This is a genomic window from Rhodococcus ruber, from assembly GCF_027270735.1.
In the GTDB taxonomy this organism is placed as follows: domain Bacteria; phylum Actinomycetota; class Actinomycetes; order Mycobacteriales; family Mycobacteriaceae; genus Rhodococcoides; species Rhodococcoides rubrum_A.
In genome coordinates this window covers 338,270-360,459 of record NZ_JAPWIJ010000005.1, presented here as the reverse complement: position 1 = coordinate 360,459, position 22,190 = coordinate 338,270, and the positions used below count along the sequence as shown (strand labels likewise).

Sequence of the window (22,190 nt, the reverse complement as noted above, 5' to 3'; positions counted from 1 at the left end):
CACATGCCGGAATTACCCGAGGTGGAAGCCCTTGCCGGCTTTCTGCGCGAGCATGCCGTCGGTGCCGTGATCGGACGTATCGACATCGCCGCGCTCAGTGTTCTCAAGACCTTCGATCCGCCGCTCACCGAGCTGCAGGGCAAGGACGTCACCGATGCTGCCCGCTTCGGCAAGCACCTGGCACTGCGAGCCGGTGACCTGTGGCTGATCACGCACCTCTCGCGCGGCGGGTGGCTGCGGTGGGTGGACAATCCCAGCGCCGCGCCGCCCAAGCCGGGCAAGGGGCCCTTGGCGCTGCGCATCCACTTCTTCACCCCCGAGGGAGCGACGCCTGCCATCGATCTGACCGAGGCCGGTACCAAAAAGCGATTGGCGGTCTGGGTGGTCCGTGATCCTCAGCAGGTCGCGAGCATCGCGCGGCTCGGACCCGATGCTCTGACGGTCACCGAGCTCGAGTTCGCCGAGATTCTCGGAAGCACCACTGCGCGGCTGAAGACATCGTTGGTTGACCAGTCCCTGTTGGCCGGCATCGGCAATGCCTACTCGGATGAGATCTTGCACGTCGCGAAGCTCTCGCCGTTCGCGTCGTCGAGCAAGCTCGATCCAGAATCCGTCGCCACGCTGTACGCCGCGATGCGCTCGGTGCTGTCCGACGCGGTGGCGCGCTCGGCCGGCCAGGATGCGGCGCGTCTGAAAGGGGAGAAGCGATCGGGCATGCGGGTGCACGCGAGGACCGGACTACCGTGCCCGGTGTGCGGCGACCCGGTACGCGAAGTCGCCTACGTCGATCGTTCGTTTCAGTACTGTGCGACGTGCCAGACGGCCGGCAAGATTCTCGCCGACCGCCGCATGTCCCGTCTGCTCAAGTGACGGGTTCGAGCTTCTGGCTGTCGTAGCCCCGGTAGCCTTCCCACGCCTTGCGACGGTCGCTCCGTGGATCCTTCTGTACCCGCGTGCGGGTGTCGAAGATCAATGTCTTGCGGTCGGATTCGTCGTACGCCGGCCACGAGTCCAGGGGCTTTCCGTTGGTGGCGAACGCAATCCACTGAGACTGCACAGCCTCTGTGACGTGGGCGAAGGCCTTGCGCCCACCGGTCAACGTCAGCGCCTTGCCGAACAAGGTCTCGCTGATGCCGAACACCGCGAACAACTCGAAGCCGTGGGTGGCGTCGAAACCGAGCAGCTTCATGGACCGCGGCGCGAAGTCGAACCGGTAGAAGAACGTCGGTGCGTGACGCGAATGTCCCTCGGCCACTTCGAGAGATGGCTTCCAGAAGGTGAAATCGCCACCGAAGTCGATGGCGGCGCGCTCGTTGGGGTAGCCCCGGTAGCCTGAAGTGACAACGGCTTCGGCGTCGGGGTCGGTGAGCGAGAACAGCTTGGTGATGCGCTCGGGGTTGGTGGGGAGCGCGTCGAGGAACTTCGGAAACAGTGTTCCCTCACGGGCATTGGTGCCGATGATCAGTGGAACGCGGTGGGCGGTGCCGTTCGCATAGGCCTCGACGGGGCTGACCGGCAGGAAGTCACCGTCGATCACCGGGCCGAACGGAAGAAGACCAGGAGTGCGGTGCAGGGTAGTAAGGCCGAGTTTGGTGCCTGCTCGTCCGAGCCGCAGTACCTCGGCGTTGTCCAGTGTTTCGGCAGCGTTGTCGACCGTGCCGCCGAGGTAGCCGACGAATTCGCGTGCCCACTGATCGGCTCGTTCTTTGGTGGCCGTCATGCCCGGAGCGGAGCTTTCGGAAATGGCTTGGGCGAAAAGGCCTTTCGCGGAGGGGACCGTCAGCAGCGTGGTGACGGCGTTTCCGCCCGCGGACTCGCCGAAGACGGTGACGTTCTTCGGATCGCCGCCGAACTCGGCGATGTTGCGCTGTACCCATTCCAGGGCCGCAACTTGATCCCGCAAGCCGAGGTTGGAGTCGAACGGCCGCTCGGGAGTGGAGAACTGGGACATGTCGAGGTAGCCCAAGGCGCCGAGTCGGTAGTTGACCGAGACATAGATGATGCCGTCGCCGTCCTTCAGCGAGCGGCGCACCAGGGAGCCGCCGCCGTACAGCGGGGTGGCCGACGTGCCGAGGGTGTACGCGCCGCCGTGGATGAACACCATGACCGGGCGCGGGTTCGCACTCGGTGCACTCGGTGCCAGCACGTTGAGCGTCAGGCAGTCCTCGCTCGAAGGCTGATACTTGCCGATCGCGAGCATCGTGCCGCGTTTGTGCTGGATCGAGGCGTTGCCCCACTCGGTGGCGTCGCGCACGCCCTCCCACGGCTGGGTGGGTTGCGGCGCTCGAAATCGGAGCGGGCCGACGGGCGGGGCGGCGTAGGGAATGCCTCGCCAGGTGGTGAGGTCACCGACGGGCTTGCCCTCGATGATGCCGTCGGAGGTGGTCACGCGTGTCGTCACAGCCATGTCGCGAGTGTACTGACCGGTCCTTACTCTCGGGTAAGAACTGGTGGGGTTCGGCACCGGGCAGACTCGAATGCATGTCTTTCGAATATCGCGCCGAGATCGTGCAGTTGCTGCGAGCGCCGACCCATGCGTACTTCGGGAGATCCAAGGACGGTCCGGCCGAGGTGCCGACCGACCTGCCGTCCAGTGTCGAGATCGTGGCCCACAAGGGCATACGCGGCGATCGTTTCTTCGGCGTGAAGGCGCACACGGAGGCTGCGGTGAGCCTCCTGGCTGTCGAAGCCTGGGGCGCGGTGGGGGACGCGCTCGGTGTCGAGGTGCCCGATCCGGCCGTGGCCAGGCGCAACGTCGTGGTTCGCGGGCTCGAACTCGACCCGCTGCGTGGTGTGGAGTTTCAGCTGAACTCCGGCGACGGCTGGATCACGTTTCGCGGCGGCCGGCCGGCTCACCCGTGCGCGTGGATGGACCGCATGGTGGCCGACGGCGCGCGTAAGGCGCTGATCGGTCGGGGCGGACTGCGCGTCGAACCGTTGTCCGACGGCATCCTGCGGGTCGGTGAGTTGACGGTGCGGTCGCCGGTCGAGCTGGATGCGGCCCGTGCATCGCTATCGGTCAGGCGTGCGCAGCCGATCTGACCTGGTTCTCGAGGGACCCGCTTGGCCCCCTGCTGCCCGCACTCTTGCTCACGAAGTAATTCTGTGCCCATAATGTGGGTATTGGTGTGACAGATCACATCGAGCCGCACGCGATGGCGTCGGCCACTCTCTATCGGAAAGAATCGCCGATGTCCGACATGTGGATCGTGATCAACACCGTCGTCGCCGTGCTGGCGGTGGTGGTCTTCATCGTCCGTTTTCACTTCAACCCGGTGATCTCGCTCGTGCTCGGGGCCGCGTACCTGGGTCTGGCGACGAAGCTCGGAGTATCGACCACCGTCGACACCATCACGGGCGGGTTCGGCGAGATCATGGCCGAGGTGGGCCTGCTCATCGCCTTCGGCGTGCTGATGGGGTCGGTGCTGCAGGAGATGAGTGCCATTCAGCGGCTCGTGGGCACGTTGCTGAAAACGTTCGGGCCCAAACGGCTCCCGTACGCGCTGTCGCTGACCATCGCGACAGTGTTGCAGTCCATCTTCCTCGACGTGCTGCTCGTGATCTCCGCCCCGCTCGCCCGCAACCTCGCGCCCAAGATCGGCAAGTACGGCACAGCGAGAATGGCCACGGCACTGGCCATCTCGCTCGAATGCGGAATCGTGTTCATGGTCCCCGGTGTCGCGACGCTCGCGCTGGCCGGACTGCTCGGCGTGCCGCTGGGCAAGATGATGATCTACGGACTGATCCTGATCGTTCCCGTCGTCGTGCTGTCGGTGGCCATCATGTCGTTCGTGTTCCGGCACGGCTGGTGGAACGAGGAGAAGGACGAGCAGCAGATCGTCGTAGTCCCAGAGCCTGTGGTCCCGGAGCCCGCCGATTCCGACGACGAGCCCCTCGAAACCGGAGGTGGCGTGGCGCAGAAGGTACGCACCGAGAAGCAGACGTCGCTGCTGGTGTTGCTCTCGCCGCTGCTGCTCGCGCTCGTCCTCATCGCCATCGGTGCGGTACTGGAAGTCGCCGAAATATCGGTTCCCGTGGTCGAATTCATTGCCAGCCCGGTCATCGCGCTGCTCATCGGACTGGTGGGGACGTGCCTCATCGGCCGATATCACGTCGGTCAGGCCCGGGTGGAGAAAGCACTGGCTCGTGGTTTCGCCGAGAGCGGTCAGATTCTGATCCTCACCGGTGTCGGCGGGTCGCTCGCGGCCGTCATCAACGAAGCGGGTCTCGGCGACATCCTCGGCCAGTACTTCACGGCCAGTACCGCGGCTCCACTGTTGATGGTGTGGGTCATCGCTGCCGCGTTGCACATCGCCGTCGGATCGGTGACGATCTCGGCCATCACCTCGGCCGGCATCCTCGCACCGGTCGCTCCGCTGATCGGTCTCGACCCCGTGTTCATCGCACTCGCCGCCGGGGCCGGATCACTGTTCGCCGTGCACGTCACCAGCAACACCTTCTGGCTGCTGCAGTCCTTGATGGGCCAGTCGACCAGGGGCACACTCAAGACGTGCTCGGTGGGCGTCTCGCTGGCATCGGTCATTGCCATCGTGTTGATCGTGCCGATGAGCTGGATCCTGTGAGCCCTGATTCTGTGAGTATCGAAAGGAACACGATGGCACTGCCGCTCAGCGGAGTTCGAGTTCTCGAACTCGGCAACTACATCGCCGCACCCACTGCGGCTCGCATGCTCGCCGATTTCGGTGCCGAGGTGATCAAGGTCGAGCGGCCCGGTACCGGAGACGAGTTGCGGAACTGGCGGTTGTACTCGGGCACCACGTCCATGCTCTACCGCACGATCAACCGGAACAAGAAGTCGATCGTGCTGGACCTGCGCACCGAGCAGGGGCGCAAGGACGTCGTCGATCTCGCTGCACAGTGCGACATCGTGCTCGAGAACTTTCGCCCCGGCACGTTGGAGAAATGGGGCATCTCGCCGGAGGTGCTCTCTGCCGCCAACCCCGAATTGATCATCACGCGCATCTCGGCCTTCGGGCAGACCGGCCCGATGTCGCAACGACCCGGATTCGCTGCTGTCGCAGAGGCGTACGGCGGTTTCCGCAACCTCGTGGGCGACCCGGACCGGCCACCGGTCCGAGTGGGAGTCTCGATCGGGGACTCGATCGCCGGTCTGTATGCGGCGTTCGGTTGCGTCATGGCCCTGTTCCAACGGCAGACCCGGCGGGCGGCGCAGGCACCGGACGAGCAGTCTCCGCTCTCGCTGGCACAGCGTTCCATCGATGTGGCGCTGAACGAATCGATTCTGTCGATGATGGAATCGCTGATCCCGGACTACCTCGCCTACGGTGTCGAACGCGAACGAACGGGCGGCCGGATGGAGGGCATCGCACCGTCGAACGCGTACCCGTGCAACGACGGTCATTCGATCATCATCGCCGGCAACGGCGATGGGATCTTCCAGCGATACATGGAGACCATCGATCGTCCCGATCTGGGAGCCGATCCGGACCTGGCCACCAACGCCGGCCGGTGGCGTCGACGCGACGAGCTGGACGCAGCGATCTCGGCCTGGACCGGATTGCATTCGCGCGAGCAGGCATTGAAGATACTCGACGCCGCCGGGGTGCCGTCGGGACCTATCTACACCGCAGCGGATATCGTCGCCGACGAGCAGTACGCCGCCCGCAACATGATTCAGCACTTCCAGGTCGACACCGGAGGCGACGAGCCGACCGACGTCGGATTCGTCGGCGTCGTCCCGGTGATCGGTGACACGTCTCTGCCGATCCGCTCGGTCGGACCGGATCTGGGCGAACACACCCGAGAAGTACTGTCGACTCTGCTCGGCCGTACCGACGAAGAGATGGGCCTGTAGATGTACCGATTCACCCCCGCCGCGCAGCTGCGCGACGTCACCATGCGCGACGGACTTCAGCTCACCGGCAAGATGCTCTCCACCGAACGCAAGCTCGAGATCATCAGGGCGCTCATCGAACTCGGTGTGCCGTCGCTGGAAATCGGATCGATGGCGCGGGGAGACAAGGTGCCGCCGATGGCCAACACCCTCGAGGTCGTCGGCGAATTGACCGCCGACGAACTCGCGCGATGCTGGGTGTGGGTAGCCACTCCACGCCACGTGGAGAAGGCAGCCGCCGCAGGCGCTCGAAACTTCCAGTACTGCTTCTCCGCGTCGGACTCGCACAATCAGGCCAACATCGGTCGTACCACCGAGGTGTCGCTCGCGGCCATGCCCGATGCCATCGACATCACGCGCTCGGTGGGCGGGGAGATCGAGCTGTGCATCGCGACGTCCTTCACCTGCCCGTTCGAGGGCCAGGTGCCGCCGGATCGGGTCATCGAGATCGCCAACGACGAACGAGCCACCGGCGCAACAGATATCGTCATCTGTGACACCCTGGGGCAGGCAGTTCCGGTGCAGGTGCAGTCGCTGATCGAGCGCGTGCGAGCCGAAACTCCGGATCGCAGAGTGGTGTTCCACGGTCACGACACCTGGGGCCTGGGGGTTGCGAACACTCTCGCCGCGATCTCCGCGGGAGCAACGATGGTCGACGGTTCGCTCGGTGGGCTGGGCGGGTGCCCCTTCGCCCCCGGTGCCAGCGGCAACACCTCGTCGGAGGACATTCTCTTTGCGACGCGGCCGGACTGGTTCGAGCCGGCAACGTTGGCTGCCTTGGTGACTCTGTCGGAAGGGTTGCTCTCAGAACTGGGCGAACCCATGAGATCGAAAACGGTTCAGGGTGCACGGTCCGAGGCCCACGTATTCGAGTGGGTCGTATGAGTCGCATCCTCGTCACCACCGAGATCCCGTCTCCGGGTATGGATATTCTGCGCGCCGCCGGGGAAGTGGATCTCCGGGAGGTCGATCACGAGCAGTTGGTCGACGCATGCGCTTCGGGCGACTATGCGGTTGTCGTCTCCCAGTTGCGGGACCGGTTCGATGCGGAGTTGCTGGCCTCGGCGTCACTCGTCGGGATATCCAATTACGCCGTTGGATTCGACAACATCGACGTCGCAGCTGCAACCGAACGCGGCATCACGGTCGCCAATACGCCTGGGGTGCTGACGGATTCGACCGCGGACATCGCCATGCTGCTGATCCTGTCGACGGCACGGCGTGCTGTCGAGGCCGATGCATTCGTCCGTTCCGGCTCGTTCACCGGATGGGAGCCGGAACTGCTTCTCGGCAGCGATGTCTCGGGCCGGGTGCTGGGGCTGGCCGGCTTCGGTCGTATTGCCCGCGCCACCGCTCGCCGAGCACTGGGCTTCGGCATGACGGTCAAGTTCTGTCCCCGCCCGCCCGGCGACCGAGAGGTCTCCGACGACGAGCTCGGGGAATTCGCGGGTCGCGTCGTGCACGCGTCGTGGGACGAGATCGTCACGACCAGCGACTTTCTCTCCCTTCATGTGCCGTTGTCGGATTCCACCCACCATCTGGTCGACGCGGAGGTACTCGCGGCGATGAAGCCGTCGGCGATCGTGATCAACACTGCGCGGGGGCCGGTGATCGACGAGGCCGCTCTGGTCACCGCGCTTCGCGAGGGAACGGTTGCCGCAGCAGGTTTGGACGTCTACGAACGCGAACCGGCCCTCGAGCCAGGGCTGGCTGACCTGCCGAACACAGTGTTGCTCCCCCATGTGGGAAGCGCGACGGTGTCGGTGCGTTCGGAGATGGCACGGCTGTGCGCTGCCAACGCAGCAGCGATGTTCCGCGGTTCGATGCCGCCGCATCCGGTGAATCCCGACGCGTGGGGTCACGCGGGGTAGCGGCCGCCCAGGGTTCTCGTGATTTGCTCAGCGTGGGAGATCAGCAGATCCACCCAGGCCTCGCACTGCGATTGCGGCATCCGCAGTGTCGGCCCGCTGATCGTGACGGCACCGACTATGTCCGCCGCCGAGTCGAACACCGGAGCAGACAGGCCCGACGCTCCGGTTTCACGCTCACCGGTCGTGATCGCGTAGCCGTCGGACCTGGTCTGCGCCAACAACGGTCGCATCGTCGCGGCCTCGGTCACCGTCTGCTCGGTCATCGATTCGAGGTCGCGGGAGAGAACACGCTCGGCAAGTTCCGAATCCCAGGCCAGCAGGACGCGGCTGGCCGATCCCGCGCTGAGCGGGATGACCTTGCCCACGTACATGTCTCGTCGCAACGCATGCCGGGTCTCGGCGATCGCGACGCACACACGGTAGTTCTGCTCGGGCCGAAAGAAGCACGCCGTTTCGGTCGTCAGATCACGCATGTCCTTGAGTATCGGGTTGACGACCGACAGTACGTCGAGGTCCTTGGTTGCCGTCGCGGCCCAGTAGGCCATGCGCACCCCGATGCGAATGCGATCGCCGCTCCGGTCCAGAAATCTCTGCTGCACCAGGTTGGTGACCAGACGCTGGACAGTCGATGTCGGCAGTCCGGTGGTCTGTTGAATCTCACCCAGAGTCAACGAGGGACGGTCGAACGAGAAGGCGTCGAGTATCTCGGTGATCTTGCCCAGCACGAGAAGCGGCTGTTGCTTCGACGTGCTCTCGGTACTCACACATCCAATCTACTTGGCCACTCGATTCTCGAGGCGGTTGATCGGCGCGGTGAGCAACAGAATCAGGAGCGACCACAGACCGAGCGGGGTGAACGACAGCCCCAGGGCCACCAGCATCAGTGCCGAAGTGATGGCTCCGTTGCGCGTGCTGCCGGACGTCGGGGTGTCGGTCGCGACGATGTTCGGGTGCCGAGACACGATCACGTCGGCCACGAACATTGCGATCACCGACACCGCGATGGTCGCGACGTAGAGCGGTGACGCGCTCGCGTCGTAGCCGCTCTTCTCGGCGATCAACTTGGTGGGAAACGGCAGAAACACTATGGACAACAACCAGACGAAGTTCACCCACATCAGACTCCGGGTGTATCCGACCAGGTTTCGGAAGACGCGATGATGGCTCAGCCACTGCGAGAAGATGACCAGAAAGCTGAGTGCAAACGCGAACAGCTCGACCCCGTGGTCACGCAGAATATCGACGAATTGTGCGCTTTCGTCCGGTTCGGCCAGCTCCACCAAGGGAAGAATGAGCAATGTCGCGGCAATAGCGACCACGGCGTCGCTGAAGTTGACCAGTCTGTCGAATCCACGCTCGTATTCCATGTCAGCATTCTGCTCCCTCTGCGAGTAGCGTCCCAACGATGTCCGATCGACGTACTCTGACCACCGGACGAGTGGTATTTCTGGTGGTGGCTGCCGCGGCGCCGATGGCGGCCATGATCGGTAACGTACCGTTGGCTCTGATACGTGGAAACGGTGCCGGTCTGCCGGCGGCGTACGCGATCAGTGCCGTTGTGCTGCTGTGCTTCTCGGTGGGTTTCGCGGCGATCAGCCAGCAGGTGTACAGCACAGGTGCGTTCTACACCTACATCGGCCTTGCGCTGGGCAAGCCGCCCGGTGTTGCTGCCGCATATGTCGCAGTTGTCGCGTATACCTCGCTGGCGTGCGGGCTTTCGGGCGCATTCGGATATTTCACCCATCTGGTATTCGCCGATTCCGGTATCGACATTCCGTGGTACGTCTTCACGGCAGCCGCTGTCGTGATCGTCGCATTCCTGGGGTTCAGAAATGCCGACCTCTCGGCCAAGGTGTTGGGAACGCTGATGGTGCTCGAGTTCGCTTTTCTGACGGTGTTCAACGTCTTGGTGGTGGGCAACAAGGGAACTGCGGCAGTGCCACTGGAGTCGTTCACTCCGACGCAGGTGTTCTCCGGATCGCTGGGGATAGCGATGATGTTCGCCTTTTCGAGCTTCATCGGTTTCGAGTCCGCGGCACTGTACGGCGAAGAAACCAAGGATCCCAGGCGCAGCATCCCGCGCGCGACGTTCATCGCGGTCACGCTCATCGCGGTCTTCTACGTACTGACGAGTTGGATCATCGTCGGGGCCGCGGGTGGAATCGACGCACCGGTGCTGGCTCAGACCGAACTGGGCAATCTTCTGTTCACGCTGGCGCAGCAGTACGGAGGAACAGTGCTGTACGACGGTACCGCGGTGCTGCTGTGCACCAGTGTGCTCGCGTCGTATCTCGCCGTGCACAACGCGGCCAGTCGATATCTGTTCGCCCTCGGGCGAGAGCGCGTACTTCCGGTGCGGTTGGGCCGAATTCACCCACGTCACTCGAGCCCGCACATCGGCAGCATCACCGCCTCGGTCGTTGCTGCACTCTCACTGGCCGCGTTCGCGGTGACCGGTGCCGACCCGTACCTGATCTACGCCGCCGGTGCCATCGGCCTCGGCACCCTCGGGGTGATCGCCCTTCAAGCCGCTGCGGCGCTGTCGGTGGTGGTGTTCTTCATCGGCCATCCGGAGCGCTCACTGTGGCGCACCGGGATTGCCCCCGGCATCGGATTCGTCGGGTTCATGACCGGATTGGTACTCGCTGGAACGCATTACAGCATCCTGACCGGTTCCGATTCCGCGATCGTGAACGCGATCCCTGTGGTTCTCGTTCTCGCCGCGATCCTCGGGGTCTTGGTGGCACTGCGCATCAGGCGTGCCGACCCGAAGACCTACGAGGGCATTGCCGCGGCCTACATGCGTCAGTGATCGGTTGTTCGACGAGCCTCGAGGAGCCGGAGCCAGATCTCGCTGACGGTCGGATACGACGGCACCGCATGCCACAGATCGTCGAGCGAGACCTTGCCGACCACGGCGACGGTGGCGGCATGAACGAGCTCCGCGACGCCCGGCCCGACGAACGTCGCGCCCACTATCGTGTCGGTGGCGCGGTCGATCACGAGCTGCGCACGGCCCGAGTAATCGTCCTGCTGCAGAGACGAACCCGCGACGGCGATGTCCTGCGTCACGATCTCGACGTCGATGCCTCCGTCGCGGGCCTTCGCCTCGGTCAGTCCGACGGATGCCACCTCGACGGGCGTGAACACCACCTGGGGGATCTGCCCGTGATCCGCAGTGGCGCGGAATCGCTTCCGGTCCAACGGCTTTCCCTCTGCCCTGGCTGCAATGACGTCTCCTGCCACCCGGCCCTGATACTTCCCCATGTGCGTCAGCGGCGCACGGCCGTTGACGTCACCCACTGCGTACAGCCAGTCGTGGTCTGCAACATTGAGGTGATCGTTCACCTCGACGTATCCGCTGTCGGTGAGTCCGACGGTGGACAGTCCTAGATCCTTGCTCGCCGGGGTTCGGCCTGCCGCGACCAGAACCTCGTCGACGACGAGGGCGTCACCGCCGACCGTGAGGGTGACCGGGCCGCCGTGGATTCGACCGATGCCGCTGGCGGCCGGGTTCTCTCGTGACACCGACTCGAGGGAGGCGTCGAGCATGATCGTTGCGCCGCGTTTCTTCAGAGCCTCGGCGACCAGTTGACCGGCGAAGGGTTCGGACCCGGCCAGCAGCGACGATCCGCGAACGATCATCGTCACCTTCGCTCCCAGAGAGAGCAACCAGGTGGCCGCCTCCGTGGCGACGACGCCACCGCCGATGACCGCGATGTGCCCGGGCGTCTCGTGAATGTTGGTGGCATCGCGGGAGATCCACGGCTGGGCGTCGCGTAGGCCGGGGGTGTTCGGTACCGACGCGGTGGTTCCGGTGGCGAGGACTACAGCGTGGCGAGCAGTGAGTGTGCGGCCGTCGACCTCGACGGTCTTGACCCCGGTGAGTCGCCCGTGGCCACGGATCACCGAGATGCCGGCCGACTCGGCCCACGTCACCTGCGAGGAGTCGTCCAGGCTGTGAGTGTAGGACTCGCGCCGGGCCAGAATGGCGTCGGCATCGAGGGGCTGATCGCCCACCAGTTCTTTGACTCCCGGCATGTTTCGCGCGGTCTCGAGAACCTCGCTCGGACGCAGCAGAGCCTTGCTGGGCATGCAAGCCCAGTAGGAGCATTCACCGCCGAGCAATTCGTGTTCGACGATCACTGCGGTGCGATCGCTGCCCTGTATTGCGTACTGTGCGGCGTTCTCGCCGACCGGGCCACCGCCGATAACGATGACATCGAATTCCGAGCTCTCTGGGGCCATCACTCCACAGTGACATAGGCTCGCCGTTTATGGCGACCACTCGGAACAAGATTCTGATCACCGGAGCGAGCTCGGGGCTCGGTGAGGAAATGGCCCGACGGTTCGCCGCCATGGGTCGCGATCTGGCGCTGTGCGCCAGGCGAGTGGAGCGACTCGACGAACTTCGCGTGGAATTGATGCACCAGAACCCGAACATCACCGTCTCGGTCCGCGCCCTCGACGTCACCGATCACGACGCGGTGGGCGAGGTGTTCGGCACGTTGCGAGACGAACTGGGCGGCCTCGATCGAGTGATCGTCAATGCCGGGCTCGGCAAGGGCGCGAAGATCGGCACCGGGCGGGCCGAGGCCAATCTGCAGACCGCACGCACCAACTTCGTCGGGGCCCTGTCGCAGGCCGAGGCAGCACTGTCGATCTTCAGAGAGCAGAAGCGCGGGCACCTGGTGTTCGTCTCGTCCATCAGCGCCGACCGGGGACTCCCCGGAGCCAAAGCGGCCTACTCGGCCAGCAAGGCCGCAGTGGCATCGCTGGGCGAATCACTGGCGACCGAACTGGCGCGAACCGACATCGCCGTCACCACGTTGCTGCCGGGCTTCATCGCCACCGACATGTCCGCCAAGGCGGGCGACAGTGCCGCTCTCACAGCCACTCTGGACCAGGGTGTGACCGCCATGGTCGACGCGATCGAGAGCGAAACCCGCCGCGCCGCGCTGCCGGGCCTCAAGTGGCGGGGCATCGACGCGGCGCTGCGGTTTCTGCCGAACGTGCTGACGGATCGAATCGTGTAGTTACTGCAAATACCCCTCGACTTGGTTGACGCTGTTGGCGGTGGCGGAATCGGGGTCCTTGCCCGCGTCGATGCGCGCACGGCGCTGGCGCAGCAGGTCCCAGCACTGATCGAGAGCGTGCTCGAGGGAGGCCAATTCGGCCTTCTCGGTATCAGGGTCGATGTCGCCGGCCTGGGTCTCGCTGCGGAGCTTGTGCTCGGTGGCGATGAGCTGCTGGATCTTGGTGTGGATATCGTGCTCGTTCATGGCGACCACGGTAGACCTACCAGGGTTTACCGGCCAGGTTTCGCGTCGCGAGAGCTCGTTGTACCGCTGAGGTGAGCTCGGCCGACGAACCGACCAGGGCGTCGTCGGTGCACACGAGCGAGAGCGTGTAGTTGCCGTTCATTCGAGAGATGTAGGTCGACATTCCGATGGTGGACACTGCGTTCGACGGATTCGGGTGGATCGCCCGAGTGGCCAGCCCACATGATCGGTGGGGGCCGAGGGTGGTGACGGCTCTCGGGATATCGCCGATGTTGGAGCACAACACTTCCCCGCGTCCCGGTGTCGAGGTCAGTTTCGCAGCTATGCGATGGGGGAGCAGCTGAACGATCTCCGGTGGATAGCCGGCAGGCGCTCCGACGGGAGCTCCGAACGCGGCCTTGCAGGCGATCCGGATGTCCGCGGGCGAGTCGTCTCCACGGACTGCGACGGTGGCCATCCCGATCGAGTTGGCATCACCGGATCCGGTGCGGAAGGGGATGTCGACGGTCACGGCGGGTGAACCGAGTTCTCTCATCGTGGCAGCCACGACGGAGACGAACAAGGAATTGGCCGAACCGGCAACGCTTTCTGCCGCCGAATCCCACTCTGCGGCATCGATATCGACGATCACCGCGCGCATCTGCCGCGCCCGGTGCGGGGCGACGCCGCCGGTGTCGGCGGTGGCGAACGCGCGTAGCTCGGCTCGGGCCTTCTTGCTGACCCACAACTTCGCCGTCGCTGCGATGGATCGTACGAGAACGGTCAGGACCATCGTGAACGCATCTCGGGCATCCGAGCCCGGGCGCGGGACGGGCACGGGTGGTGTGTCGCCGGAGAATGCCTGTGCGGCAGCATCTATGAGCCCCCGCGCATCGGCCAGCGCGTGCGAGCAGACCAACGACACCACGGTGCCGCCGTGCGCGAGGGGAGCGGCAGTCAATCGCCAACCGGAGCCGTACTGCGGGTCGAGTGGAACGTCGGCCTGGGTATCGGCCCATCCGATGACGTCGTCGATCGACTCGGTGCCGTACTCGAGCGGAAGTGACTCCGGTGAGATGTCCCAGCGGAGTCTGGCACCGGGTATGCGGGGCTTGCCGACCCGGCGGCCGAGTTGCCCGACGGCCAATTCCTTGTGCACCCGGCCGAGTTCCTGGCTCGTCACCGTCTCGGACGATCGCCAGATACCTTGCAGCGCAATGGGTATGCCGTATCCGCGGTGGGTGCGGAGGAAGATCTCGTCGATTACCGACAGGCGCGTCGAGATCACGGACTCGGGGTGCCGTGGCGTCCCGCGCCCGAGACGAACTTGCTCGCGCCGGAGAGCGCATCGGCGGTGATCGAGATGGCACCGTGTCGAAACTCGTTCTTCAGCGCGGACTCTTCGTCGAGGCCGTCCTGCTCGAGAACGGACAATCGATCCTCGCGCATGCACGTCTGAGGTAGCAGAGCGAGTTCGGCGGCCAAGGCCTCCGCTTCCGAGCGGGCTCTACCCACCGGAACGACTCGGGTGATCAGTCCGATGTTCACAGCTTCCTGTGCATCGACGGCCCGACCGGTGAGAATCATGTCCATCGCCCGACCGGTACCGATGATGCGCGGCAATCGCACGGTGCCGCCGTCGATCAACGGAACACCCCACCGGCGGCAGAACACTCCGAATGTGGCGTCGTCCTCGGCGATGCGCAGGTCGCACCACAGTGCCAGCTCGAGTCCGCCTGCGACGGCGTACCCGGAGACCGCTGCGATGACCGGCTTGGACAACCGCATTCGCGTCGGACCCATTGGGCCGTCACCGTGTTCGGTCGCGTGATTCGAGCGGGATGTGCCGAGCGCCTCCAGGTCGGCTCCCGAGCAGAACGTGCCGCCCTCGCCCCACAGCACTGCCACCGATGCGGCCTCGTCGGCGTCGAACTCCTCGAACGCCTGAGTCAGCTCTTGGGCGGTGGGGCCATCGACAGCGTTTCGCACCTCCGGGCGCGACAGAACGATTGTGGTGACGGGGCCTGATCGTTCGATCCGTACCGGCATGTCTGTGAACCCTACTCGAGTTCTCTTGCGTGAAGCAGTGAATCAGTGCTTCAATCCTTGGCATGCCCTATCGCCGAACCCCCGCGGTGCAAGCCAGGCTCGACGCCGGCCGCGAGAAGCTGTTTGCTGCCGCCATCGAGGTGCTCTCGACGCACGGATACGCAGGGCTGTCGATCGCGTCGGTCGCCGCGGCCGCGGGAGTATCCGCAGGCAGCGTCTACACCCACTTCGAGGGCAAGGCGGACCTGGTGGTCGCCATCTTCCGCGAGGTCTGCGGCCGCGAGGTCGCCGCAGTGGTCGCCGTTGCCGGGCATGGGAGCACCGCCGAGCGGGTGACGGCAGTGGTGGAGACCTTCGCCGGACGAGCACTGAAGAACCGAACGATGGCGTACGCGCTGCTCGCCGAACCGGTGGATCCGGCCGTCGACGCCGAGCGGTTGGTCTTCCGGCGGAAATTCACCGAGGCATTCGCCGACGCGATCGCGGCAGGCATCGCAGCCGGAGAGATACCCGAGCAGGACGCAGCGATTTCGGCAGCAGGTCTGGTCGGTGCCGTCGGCGAAGTGCTGGTCGGTCCGTTGTCTTCACACGAATCCAAGGATCCGGTCCCGGGTCTGGTCGCTTTATCGTTGCGCGCGTTAGGAGTTCGAGATGGACACGCATGAGGTATTCAATCAGGCAGTCGACCTGAGTCCGTACGACACATCCGCGGACGCATCGTTGCTCGACGGCCTGGCGCGGGCCGGTGGCGGCTGGGCGCTCGACGAGGTTCGGCAGCTGGGAGCCCTCGCCGGCGGAACTGCGGCCCAGGACTGGGGGCGGCTCGCCAACGAGAACCCGCCGGTGTTGAAGACTCACGATCGCTACGGTCATCGCATCGACGAGGTCGAATTCCACCCGCACTGGCACGATCTGATGACCGTCGCCGTCGAGCACGGGCTGCATGCCAGCCCCTGGACCGACGGTCGCGTGGGTGCACATGTTGCTCGCGCCGCGAAGTTCTACGTCTGGGGACAGACCGAGGCGGGCCATATGTGCCCCATCTCGATGACCTACGCCGTCGTACCGGCATTGCGGCACAACCCCTCTCTGGCAGCGCAATACGAGCCGCTGTTGGCCTCGCGGGAATACGACTTCGGTCTGCGTGTCCCGTCCGAGAAACGTGGACTGATCGCCGGTATGTCGATGACGGAGAAGCAGGGCGGATCCGATGTCCGCGCCAACACCACCACGGCCACACCGTCGTCGGACGGAACCTATTCGATCACCGGCCACAAGTGGTTCACCTCTGCGCCGATGTCGGACATGTTCCTCACCCTGGCCCAGGCACCGGGCGGGCTGTCGTGTTTCATGCTGCCGCGCGTACTGCCCGATGGCACCCGCAACCGAATGATGCTGCAGCGCTTGAAGGACAAGCTGGGCAACAAGTCGAATGCATCCGGCGAGCTCGAATACCACGGGGCCACCGGCTGGCTCGTCGGCGAAGAGGGCCGTGGAGTGCGCACCATCATCGAGATGGTCAACATGACCAGGCTGGACTGCGTCATCGGGTCGGCGGCGGGAATTCGCAACGCCACTGTCCGTGCGGTTCATCATGCCCGTCACCGCGCAGCGTTCGGTGCTCAGCTGATCGATCAGCCACTGATGCGAAACGTGCTGGCAGACTTGACCATCGAATCGGAGGCCGCCACCGCCGCCATGATTTGTCTGGCGCAGGCCACCGACGGTTCCGCCCGCGGCGACGAGCAGGAGAGCGCACTGCGCCGAATCGCGTTGGCCATCACCAAGTACTGGGTGTGCAAGCGGGCACCGGCGCATGCCGCCGAGGCCCTCGAATGTCTCGGTGGCAACGGCTATGTCGAGGAATCGGGTATGCCTCGGTTGTTCCGCGAATCGCCGTTGATGTCGATCTGGGAAGGCTCCGGCAACGTCGCTGCACTCGATTCTCTGCGTGCATTGGCGCGGCAGCCCGACAGCGTCGAGGCCTTCTTCGGTGAGATCGGCCAGGCGTCGGGCGTGGATTCTCGACTGGACGACGCCATCGGCCGTGTCGGCAAAGAACTCTCCGACACCTCCGACATGGAGTACCGGGCCAGACGAGTCGTCGAACTGATGGCTCTGACCTTCCAGGGTGCGCAGCTGGTGATGCACGGCAATCCTGCTGTGGCCGATGCGTTCTGCGCCACTCGACTCGACCGCGACTGGGGCATCGCCTTCGGCACCCTGCCGACGGGAGTCGACACGGCGGCGGTGTTGACGCGGGTGTAGCGGGTCGGATCGGCTGGGGATTCACGCCCCTCGTGGGAATCCGCAGCGCCTGTAGGGTGCGCAAATTCCCACGAGCGCCGTAGCTGAGGGGAGGGGGAGCTCGGCATACCGTCCGCTCGGCGGGCCGAGGACCACCGCGCGCCGATGGGCAGCATGAAGCCGGTCGATGATGACGTGCGGAGTCGACAAGTCCCGCCAGTCGAATCTGAATACGGTCCTGCCCTGCTCAGCGAGTCGGTTGTGGCGATTCTTCTCTGCGATGATTGCTTTCCGCGGCTGCGGACCGTACTTGTCTTCCCCGTCGAACTCGGCGATCACCTCGGATAGGTCGGGAAACAGGAAGTCGGTACGGGCGATGCGTCGACCGCCTTCGTCGAAGATCGTCTGATTGGACAGCGGAGTCGACACTGTCTGCAGGATCAGTCGCGATCGACTTTCGCCGACACTGTCGCTGCGTGCACTCATCGCGCCGACAGCACGTCGGGCGCGTCCGGCACCACTTCTGTGTTGAGCTGCGTCGCAGGTTTTCTCGAGTTCCTCGATTGTGGTGAGGCCGTGGTGCAATGCCCGATCGCCGAGGCACACTGCGACGTCGAGTGGATGAGTCCTGGCAATGTCGACGACTGTGCGCGCTGGGCGTGTGACACGCATATCGGCGATATGGAGCCACTCGTCGTCGAGTAGTTCGGTGCCGTGTAGGAAACGGCGTCGACTGCGCTTGCCCGAGTGGCCGCGAGTCGTGGTCATCGTCACCGTGTCGAGCGGCAAGTTCCACACGTCCAGTCCGAGAACCACCGCTGCGGACACATGGCTGAGCACGACGTCGTCGCCGGAATCGGTATAGGTCGCCTGAGCCAGGAGGGCATGCTGCTGCGCCGAGTTCAGTGTCGCGAAAACGTCCCCTCGAACGAACCAGCCTCTTCGGACTGCAACGATGGTCCTGTGTGCGCGTGCACGGCGAAGGTCGTCATCGGTGCAGCCCGACGCGAGCGCATCGGCACGGGTGAAGAGCGCTCGTTGGTCGAAGTCCATGCTGGCTTGGACGCACGGCTGACCTATTTGGATCCGCTGAGCGCAATCTACGGCCCGTACGGGGATCTGCACCGCCTGCGGGGTGTGTCGATTCCTACCAGGGTCGTAGATCCACCGACCAACCTCAGGCCGAACGACCCCGCTGCGCCCGGTACCAGCGCACCAGTGCGTCGGTCGATGAATCCGATTGCGCAGCAGGAGCTTCGGAATCGGTGAGCACCGGTGTCAGCTCGAGGGCCTGGGTTTTGCCGAGTTCGACCCCCCACTGGTCGTAGGAGTCGACGCCCCAGATGACGCCTTCGACGAACACCTGGTGCTCGTACAGGGCGATCAATTGGCCGACCACAGAGGGCGTGAGCTTCGACGCGAGAATCGAGGTGGACGGACGATTGCCGGGCATCACCTTGTGCGGCACCACATCTGCCGGGGTGTCCTCGGCGGCGATCTCCTCGGCTGTCTTGCCGAAGGCGAGAACCTTGGTCTGGGCGAAGAAGTTGCTCATCAGCAGGTCGTGCATCGAGCCGGTGCCGTCGCGGGTGGGTAGATCATCGGTCGGCTCGGCAAATCCGATGAAGTCGGCGGGCACCAAACGTGTTCCCTGGTGCAGCAATTGGTAGAAGGCATGCTGGCCGTTGGTGCCCGGCTCGCCCCAGAAGATCTCGCCGGTGGGCGTCGTGACCGGGGAGCCGTCGGCCTTGACGGACTTGCCGTTGGACTCCATCGTCAGCTGCTGCAGGTAGGCCGCGAAGCGCGAGAGGTCATTCGAATACGGCAGCACCGCACGGGTTTCCGCGCCGAAGAAGGAGCTGTACCACAGGCCGATGAGGCCGAGTAGAACCGGCGCGTTCTCGGCGAGCGGTGTCAACCGGAAATGCTCGTCGATGCGATGAAAGCCGTCGAGGAATTCGGCGAACGCCTCTTTGCCGACGACGGCCATGACCGATAGGCCGATTGCCGAATCTACGGAATAGCGTCCGCCCACCCAGTCCCAGAAGCCGAACATGTTGGCGGTGTCGATACCGAAGTCCGCGACACGCTCGGCGTTGGTGGACACGGCGACGAAGTGCTTGGCGACGGCGTCTTCACCGAGTGCGTCGACGAGCCAGCGACGGGCTGCGGTCGCGTTGGTCAATGTTTCGAGGGTGGAGAACGTCTTGGACGCGATGATGAACAGCGTCGATGCCGGGTCGAGTCCGTCGAGTGCACCGACGAGATCGGCGGGGTCGACGTTGGAGACGAACTTCGCGGAGATCCCCGCGTCGGCGTAGTGACGGAGCGCGTTGTAGACCATGACCGGTCCGAGATCGGACCCGCCGATGCCGATGTTGACGACGGTGGAGATCTTTTCGCCGGTGGCACCGACCCATTCGCCCGAACGCACCCGATCGGTGAATTCACCCATCGCGGTGAGGACTTCGTGCACATCGGCGACGACGTCCTGGCCGTCGACGGTCAACGACGCGTCGGCCGGTAGACGCAACGCGGTGTGCAGAACGGCGCGGTCCTCGGAGGTGTTGATGTGCTCGCCCGAGAACATCGCGTCGCGCTTGCCTTCCACATCGGCGGTGCGGGCGAGTTCGACGAGCAACTCGACGGTCTCGCGAGTGATCCGGTGCTTGCTGTAGTCGATATGGAGATCGGCGGCGTCGAGGGTGAACGTGCTCGCTCGGTCGGCGTCCTCGGCGAACAGCGTCCGAAGATGAGTATCGGCGATCGTGGAGTGGTGATCGGTCAGCTTCTGCCAGGCATCCGTGCCGGTGATATCGACGCTCATACGAACCAACAGTAATGCGGCGCCGAGTCACGCGCGCGGCGTTCGTCGTTTGCATCAGGCGCTACGGAGGCATCATGGACGGTATGGACCAACGTGCATTGATCGAATCGATTCCGGCGAAACTGTGGATCGGCGGCAAGGCCGTCGACGCGGAGGGAGGCAAGACGTTCGCGGTGAACGATCCGGCGACCGGCAAGCCCCTGACCGAGGTCGCCGACGCGTCGCCCGCCGACGCGATGAAGGCTCTCGACGCCGCCGCTGCGGCGCAGAAGAGTTGGGCGGCAACGCCTGCCCGCGAGCGCAGTGAGATTCTGCGAGCAGCCTTCGAGAAGGTCACCGAACGCGCCGACGACATCGCGCTGTTGATGACTCTGGAAATGGGTAAGGCTCTCGCGGAGTCCAAAGCCGAGGTGAAGTACGGTGCCGAGTTCTTCCGCTGGTTCGCCGAGGAGGCGGTACGCATCGGCGGGCGCTACACCCCCGCGCCCGCGGGCAACGGTCGGATTCTCGTCACCAAGGCTCCGGTCGGTCCGGTGTTGGCGATCACCCCGTGGAACTTCCCGTTGGCGATGGGGACCAGGAAGATCGGGCCTGCCCTGGCAGCCGGCTGCACCATCGTGGTCAAGCCGGCCCGCGAGACCCCGCTGACGATGCTCCTGCTGGCGCAGATCTTCTCCGAGGTCGGTCTACCGGAGGGTGTGCTGTCGGTGCTGACGACGTCGAAGTCCGGCGACGTCACCGGACCGCTGCTCGAAGACCCACGGTTGCGGAAGCTCACGTTCACCGGCTCGACGGGAGTCGGGAAGTCGCTCGTCGAGAAATCTGCGACGAGGTTGCTGCGGACATCCATGGAACTCGGTGGCAATGCTCCGTTCGTCGTGTTCGACGACGCGAACATCGACGACGCAGTGGACGGCGCGATGCTGGCGAAGATGCGCAACGGCGGCGAGGCCTGCACCGCGGCGAACCGGCTGCACGTGCACAACAGCGTTCGCGAGGAGTTCACCACCAAGTTGGTGGCGAAGATGTCCGAGATGAAACTCGGACCCGGCGTCGACCCCGACACCAAGCTCGGCCCACTGATCAACGCAGACCAGCTCGAGACGGTGCAAGACCTCGTCGACGACGCAGTGCAGAAGGGCGCAACGGTTGCGCTCGGCGGCAGCGCACCGGGCGGAGACGGATACTTCTACCCCGCGACCGTGCTCACCGACGTTCCGGCGACGGCCAGGATCCTGAAAGAGGAAGTGTTCGGCCCGGTCGCTCCCATCGTCGGCTTCGACACCGAGCAGGAAGGTATCGACGCGGCCAACGCCACCGAGTACGGCCTGGCGTCGTACATCTACACGGAGAACCTGGACCGGGCGCTACGGGTGGCCGACGCCATCGACAGCGGAATGGTGGGCGTCAACCGCGGAGTGATCTCGGACGCGGCAGCGCCGTTCGGTGGAGTGAAAGAATCCGGATTCGGCCGCGAGGGCGGATCGGAGGGCATCGAGGAATACCTCGAGACCAAGTACATCGCATTGAAGTAGAACGTCGGTTGGGCGTGCATCCGCGCGCCCAACCGGGGTCGGTCAGTGGCCGAGGCGACCGCGACCGAGGCGGAGCAGGAGCATGGCCAGAGTGTGGCCTTCCTGACCGAGGCTGCTGAAACGCTCGAGGACCTTCATTTCGCGGCTGTGCACCAGGCGCGGGCCGCCGGACGCCATGCGGGTGCGGCCGATGATCTGCGAAACCTCGGAACGACGCTTGATGGCCGTCAGGATCTCGGCATCGAGGCGGTCGATTTCCTGGCGCAAATCGTTGATCTCGGCCTCGCTGGAAGGCACTGCAATCTCTGAGTCGATCTTCGTCGTCATGGCCATCGTCTCTCCTCGGGTCACATCTTGGATCGCTGCGTCGTCCGTCACCGTTACGCCTTTCGTATTCGGAACTGCATCGCCTGTCGCTGGGTTCCGTCTCGCGGAACCAGGGGCTTTGCGTCTATCGACAGGCTCCTGCACGCGTGGCCGAGGAGCGGCCGACCCGACGTAGGCGATGACGTACGGTTTTTTCGA

Annotated in this window: 21 protein-coding genes; 11 read left to right on the top strand and 10 right to left on the bottom strand. The window is 64.8% G+C overall.

Annotation, left to right across the window (positions count from 1 at the left end; genetic code table 11):
* The first annotated feature begins 3 nt into the window (after positions 1-3).
* On the top strand, positions 4-870 hold the full coding sequence (locus O4220_RS14140) for a DNA-formamidopyrimidine glycosylase family protein (RefSeq protein ID WP_094608328.1): 867 nt from the start codon (positions 4-6) through the stop codon (positions 868-870).
* Here O4220_RS14140 and O4220_RS14135 read toward each other — a convergent pair.
* On the bottom strand, positions 863-2,407 hold the full coding sequence (locus O4220_RS14135; RefSeq protein ID WP_269605172.1) for a carboxylesterase/lipase family protein: 1,545 nt from the start codon (positions 2,405-2,407) through the stop codon (positions 863-865). The genes O4220_RS14140 and O4220_RS14135 overlap by 8 nt on opposite strands.
* A gap of 74 nt (positions 2,408-2,481) precedes the next feature.
* Here O4220_RS14135 and O4220_RS14130 point away from each other — a divergent pair, with 74 nt between their 5' ends.
* The 5 genes from O4220_RS14130 to O4220_RS14110 all read left to right on the top strand — a co-directional run bounded on the left by O4220_RS14130 (position 2,482) and on the right by O4220_RS14110 (position 7,746).
* Complete coding sequence (locus O4220_RS14130) at positions 2,482-3,042, top strand: molybdenum cofactor biosysynthesis protein (protein WP_269605170.1); 561 nt, start codon at positions 2,482-2,484, stop codon at positions 3,040-3,042.
* 149 nt (positions 3,043-3,191) lie between these two features.
* On the top strand, positions 3,192-4,583 hold the full coding sequence (locus tag O4220_RS14125) for a GntP family permease (protein ID WP_269605417.1): 1,392 nt from the start codon (positions 3,192-3,194) through the stop codon (positions 4,581-4,583).
* A gap of 32 nt (positions 4,584-4,615) precedes the next feature.
* Positions 4,616-5,836, top strand: a complete 1,221-nt coding sequence (locus tag O4220_RS14120) for a CaiB/BaiF CoA transferase family protein (protein WP_269605168.1) — start codon at positions 4,616-4,618, stop codon at positions 5,834-5,836.
* Complete coding sequence (locus O4220_RS14115; protein ID WP_269605166.1) at positions 5,837-6,760, top strand: hydroxymethylglutaryl-CoA lyase; 924 nt, start codon at positions 5,837-5,839, stop codon at positions 6,758-6,760.
* Positions 6,757-7,746 carry a 2-hydroxyacid dehydrogenase gene (locus tag O4220_RS14110; protein WP_269605163.1) on the top strand — a complete coding sequence of 330 codons (990 nt, stop codon included), beginning with the start codon at positions 6,757-6,759 and terminating at the stop codon, positions 7,744-7,746. Before O4220_RS14115 ends, O4220_RS14110 begins: the two co-directional genes overlap by 4 nt.
* On the opposite strand, the gene O4220_RS14105 is transcribed toward O4220_RS14110, so the two are convergent.
* Together O4220_RS14105 and O4220_RS14100 are read right to left on the bottom strand one after the other, a co-directional pair.
* A complete protein-coding gene (locus tag O4220_RS14105; RefSeq protein WP_269605161.1) occupies positions 7,734-8,510 on the bottom strand; it encodes an IclR family transcriptional regulator in 777 nt (258 codons plus the stop codon). The genes O4220_RS14110 and O4220_RS14105 overlap by 13 nt on opposite strands.
* 9 nt (positions 8,511-8,519) lie before the next feature.
* A complete protein-coding gene (locus O4220_RS14100; RefSeq protein WP_269605158.1) occupies positions 8,520-9,113 on the bottom strand; it encodes a TMEM175 family protein in 594 nt (197 codons plus the stop codon).
* A gap of 38 nt (positions 9,114-9,151) precedes the next feature.
* Between O4220_RS14100 and O4220_RS14095 the strand changes: the two genes are divergently transcribed.
* Positions 9,152-10,558, top strand: coding sequence for an APC family permease (locus O4220_RS14095; RefSeq protein ID WP_269605156.1), 1,407 nt, complete (start codon positions 9,152-9,154; stop codon positions 10,556-10,558).
* On the opposite strand, the gene O4220_RS14090 is transcribed toward O4220_RS14095, so the two are convergent.
* Positions 10,552-11,994 (bottom strand): dihydrolipoyl dehydrogenase family protein, encoded by a 1,443-nt coding sequence (locus tag O4220_RS14090; RefSeq protein ID WP_269605154.1) that lies wholly within the window; start codon positions 11,992-11,994, stop codon positions 10,552-10,554. The two genes, O4220_RS14095 and O4220_RS14090, sit on opposite strands and share 7 nt — an antisense overlap.
* Positions 11,995-12,023: 29 nt before the next feature.
* On the opposite strand from O4220_RS14090, the gene O4220_RS14085 reads away from it, so the two are divergent.
* Positions 12,024-12,782: an SDR family oxidoreductase gene (locus O4220_RS14085; protein WP_269605153.1), complete on the top strand. Its 759-nt coding sequence runs from the start codon at positions 12,024-12,026 to the stop codon at positions 12,780-12,782.
* On the opposite strand, the gene O4220_RS14080 is transcribed toward O4220_RS14085, so the two are convergent.
* The 3 genes from O4220_RS14080 to O4220_RS14070 are packed head-to-tail and all read right to left on the bottom strand — an operon-like array spanning position 12,783 to position 15,056.
* Positions 12,783-13,028 (bottom strand): DUF2630 family protein, encoded by a 246-nt coding sequence (locus O4220_RS14080; protein WP_269605151.1) that lies wholly within the window; start codon positions 13,026-13,028, stop codon positions 12,783-12,785. It abuts the gene before it with no gap.
* A gap of 16 nt (positions 13,029-13,044) precedes the next feature.
* The gene (locus tag O4220_RS14075) at positions 13,045-14,295 is read right to left on the bottom strand and encodes a hypothetical protein (protein WP_269605149.1); all 1,251 of its coding nucleotides are present in this window, start codon (positions 14,293-14,295) and stop codon (positions 13,045-13,047) included.
* A complete protein-coding gene (locus tag O4220_RS14070; RefSeq protein ID WP_269605147.1) occupies positions 14,292-15,056 on the bottom strand; it encodes a crotonase/enoyl-CoA hydratase family protein in 765 nt (254 codons plus the stop codon). Before O4220_RS14070 ends, O4220_RS14075 begins: the two co-directional genes overlap by 4 nt.
* Positions 15,057-15,118: 62 nt before the next feature.
* Between O4220_RS14070 and O4220_RS14065 the strand changes: the two genes are divergently transcribed.
* Both O4220_RS14065 and O4220_RS14060 read left to right on the top strand, forming a co-directional pair.
* Positions 15,119-15,721, top strand: coding sequence for a TetR/AcrR family transcriptional regulator (locus O4220_RS14065; RefSeq protein ID WP_032404341.1), 603 nt, complete (start codon positions 15,119-15,121; stop codon positions 15,719-15,721).
* Positions 15,708-17,324 carry an acyl-CoA dehydrogenase family protein gene (locus O4220_RS14060; RefSeq protein WP_269605144.1) on the top strand — a complete coding sequence of 539 codons (1,617 nt, stop codon included), beginning with the start codon at positions 15,708-15,710 and terminating at the stop codon, positions 17,322-17,324. Before O4220_RS14065 ends, O4220_RS14060 begins: the two co-directional genes overlap by 14 nt.
* Positions 17,325-17,345: 21 nt before the next feature.
* Here O4220_RS14060 and O4220_RS14055 read toward each other — a convergent pair whose 3' ends face one another.
* A complete protein-coding gene (locus O4220_RS14055) occupies positions 17,346-18,356 on the bottom strand; it encodes a hypothetical protein (RefSeq protein ID WP_269605142.1) in 1,011 nt (336 codons plus the stop codon).
* 124 nt (positions 18,357-18,480) lie between these two features.
* Positions 18,481-20,130 (bottom strand): glucose-6-phosphate isomerase, encoded by a 1,650-nt coding sequence (gene pgi, locus O4220_RS14050; protein ID WP_269605140.1) that lies wholly within the window; start codon positions 20,128-20,130, stop codon positions 18,481-18,483.
* A gap of 83 nt (positions 20,131-20,213) precedes the next feature.
* Between pgi and O4220_RS14045 the strand changes: the two genes are divergently transcribed.
* Complete coding sequence (locus O4220_RS14045; RefSeq protein ID WP_269605415.1) at positions 20,214-21,665, top strand: NAD-dependent succinate-semialdehyde dehydrogenase; 1,452 nt, start codon at positions 20,214-20,216, stop codon at positions 21,663-21,665.
* 42 nt (positions 21,666-21,707) lie between these two features.
* On the opposite strand, the gene O4220_RS14040 is transcribed toward O4220_RS14045, so the two are convergent.
* On the bottom strand, positions 21,708-21,998 hold the full coding sequence (locus O4220_RS14040) for a chorismate mutase (protein ID WP_032378292.1): 291 nt from the start codon (positions 21,996-21,998) through the stop codon (positions 21,708-21,710).
* Positions 21,999-22,190 lie beyond the last annotated feature (192 nt).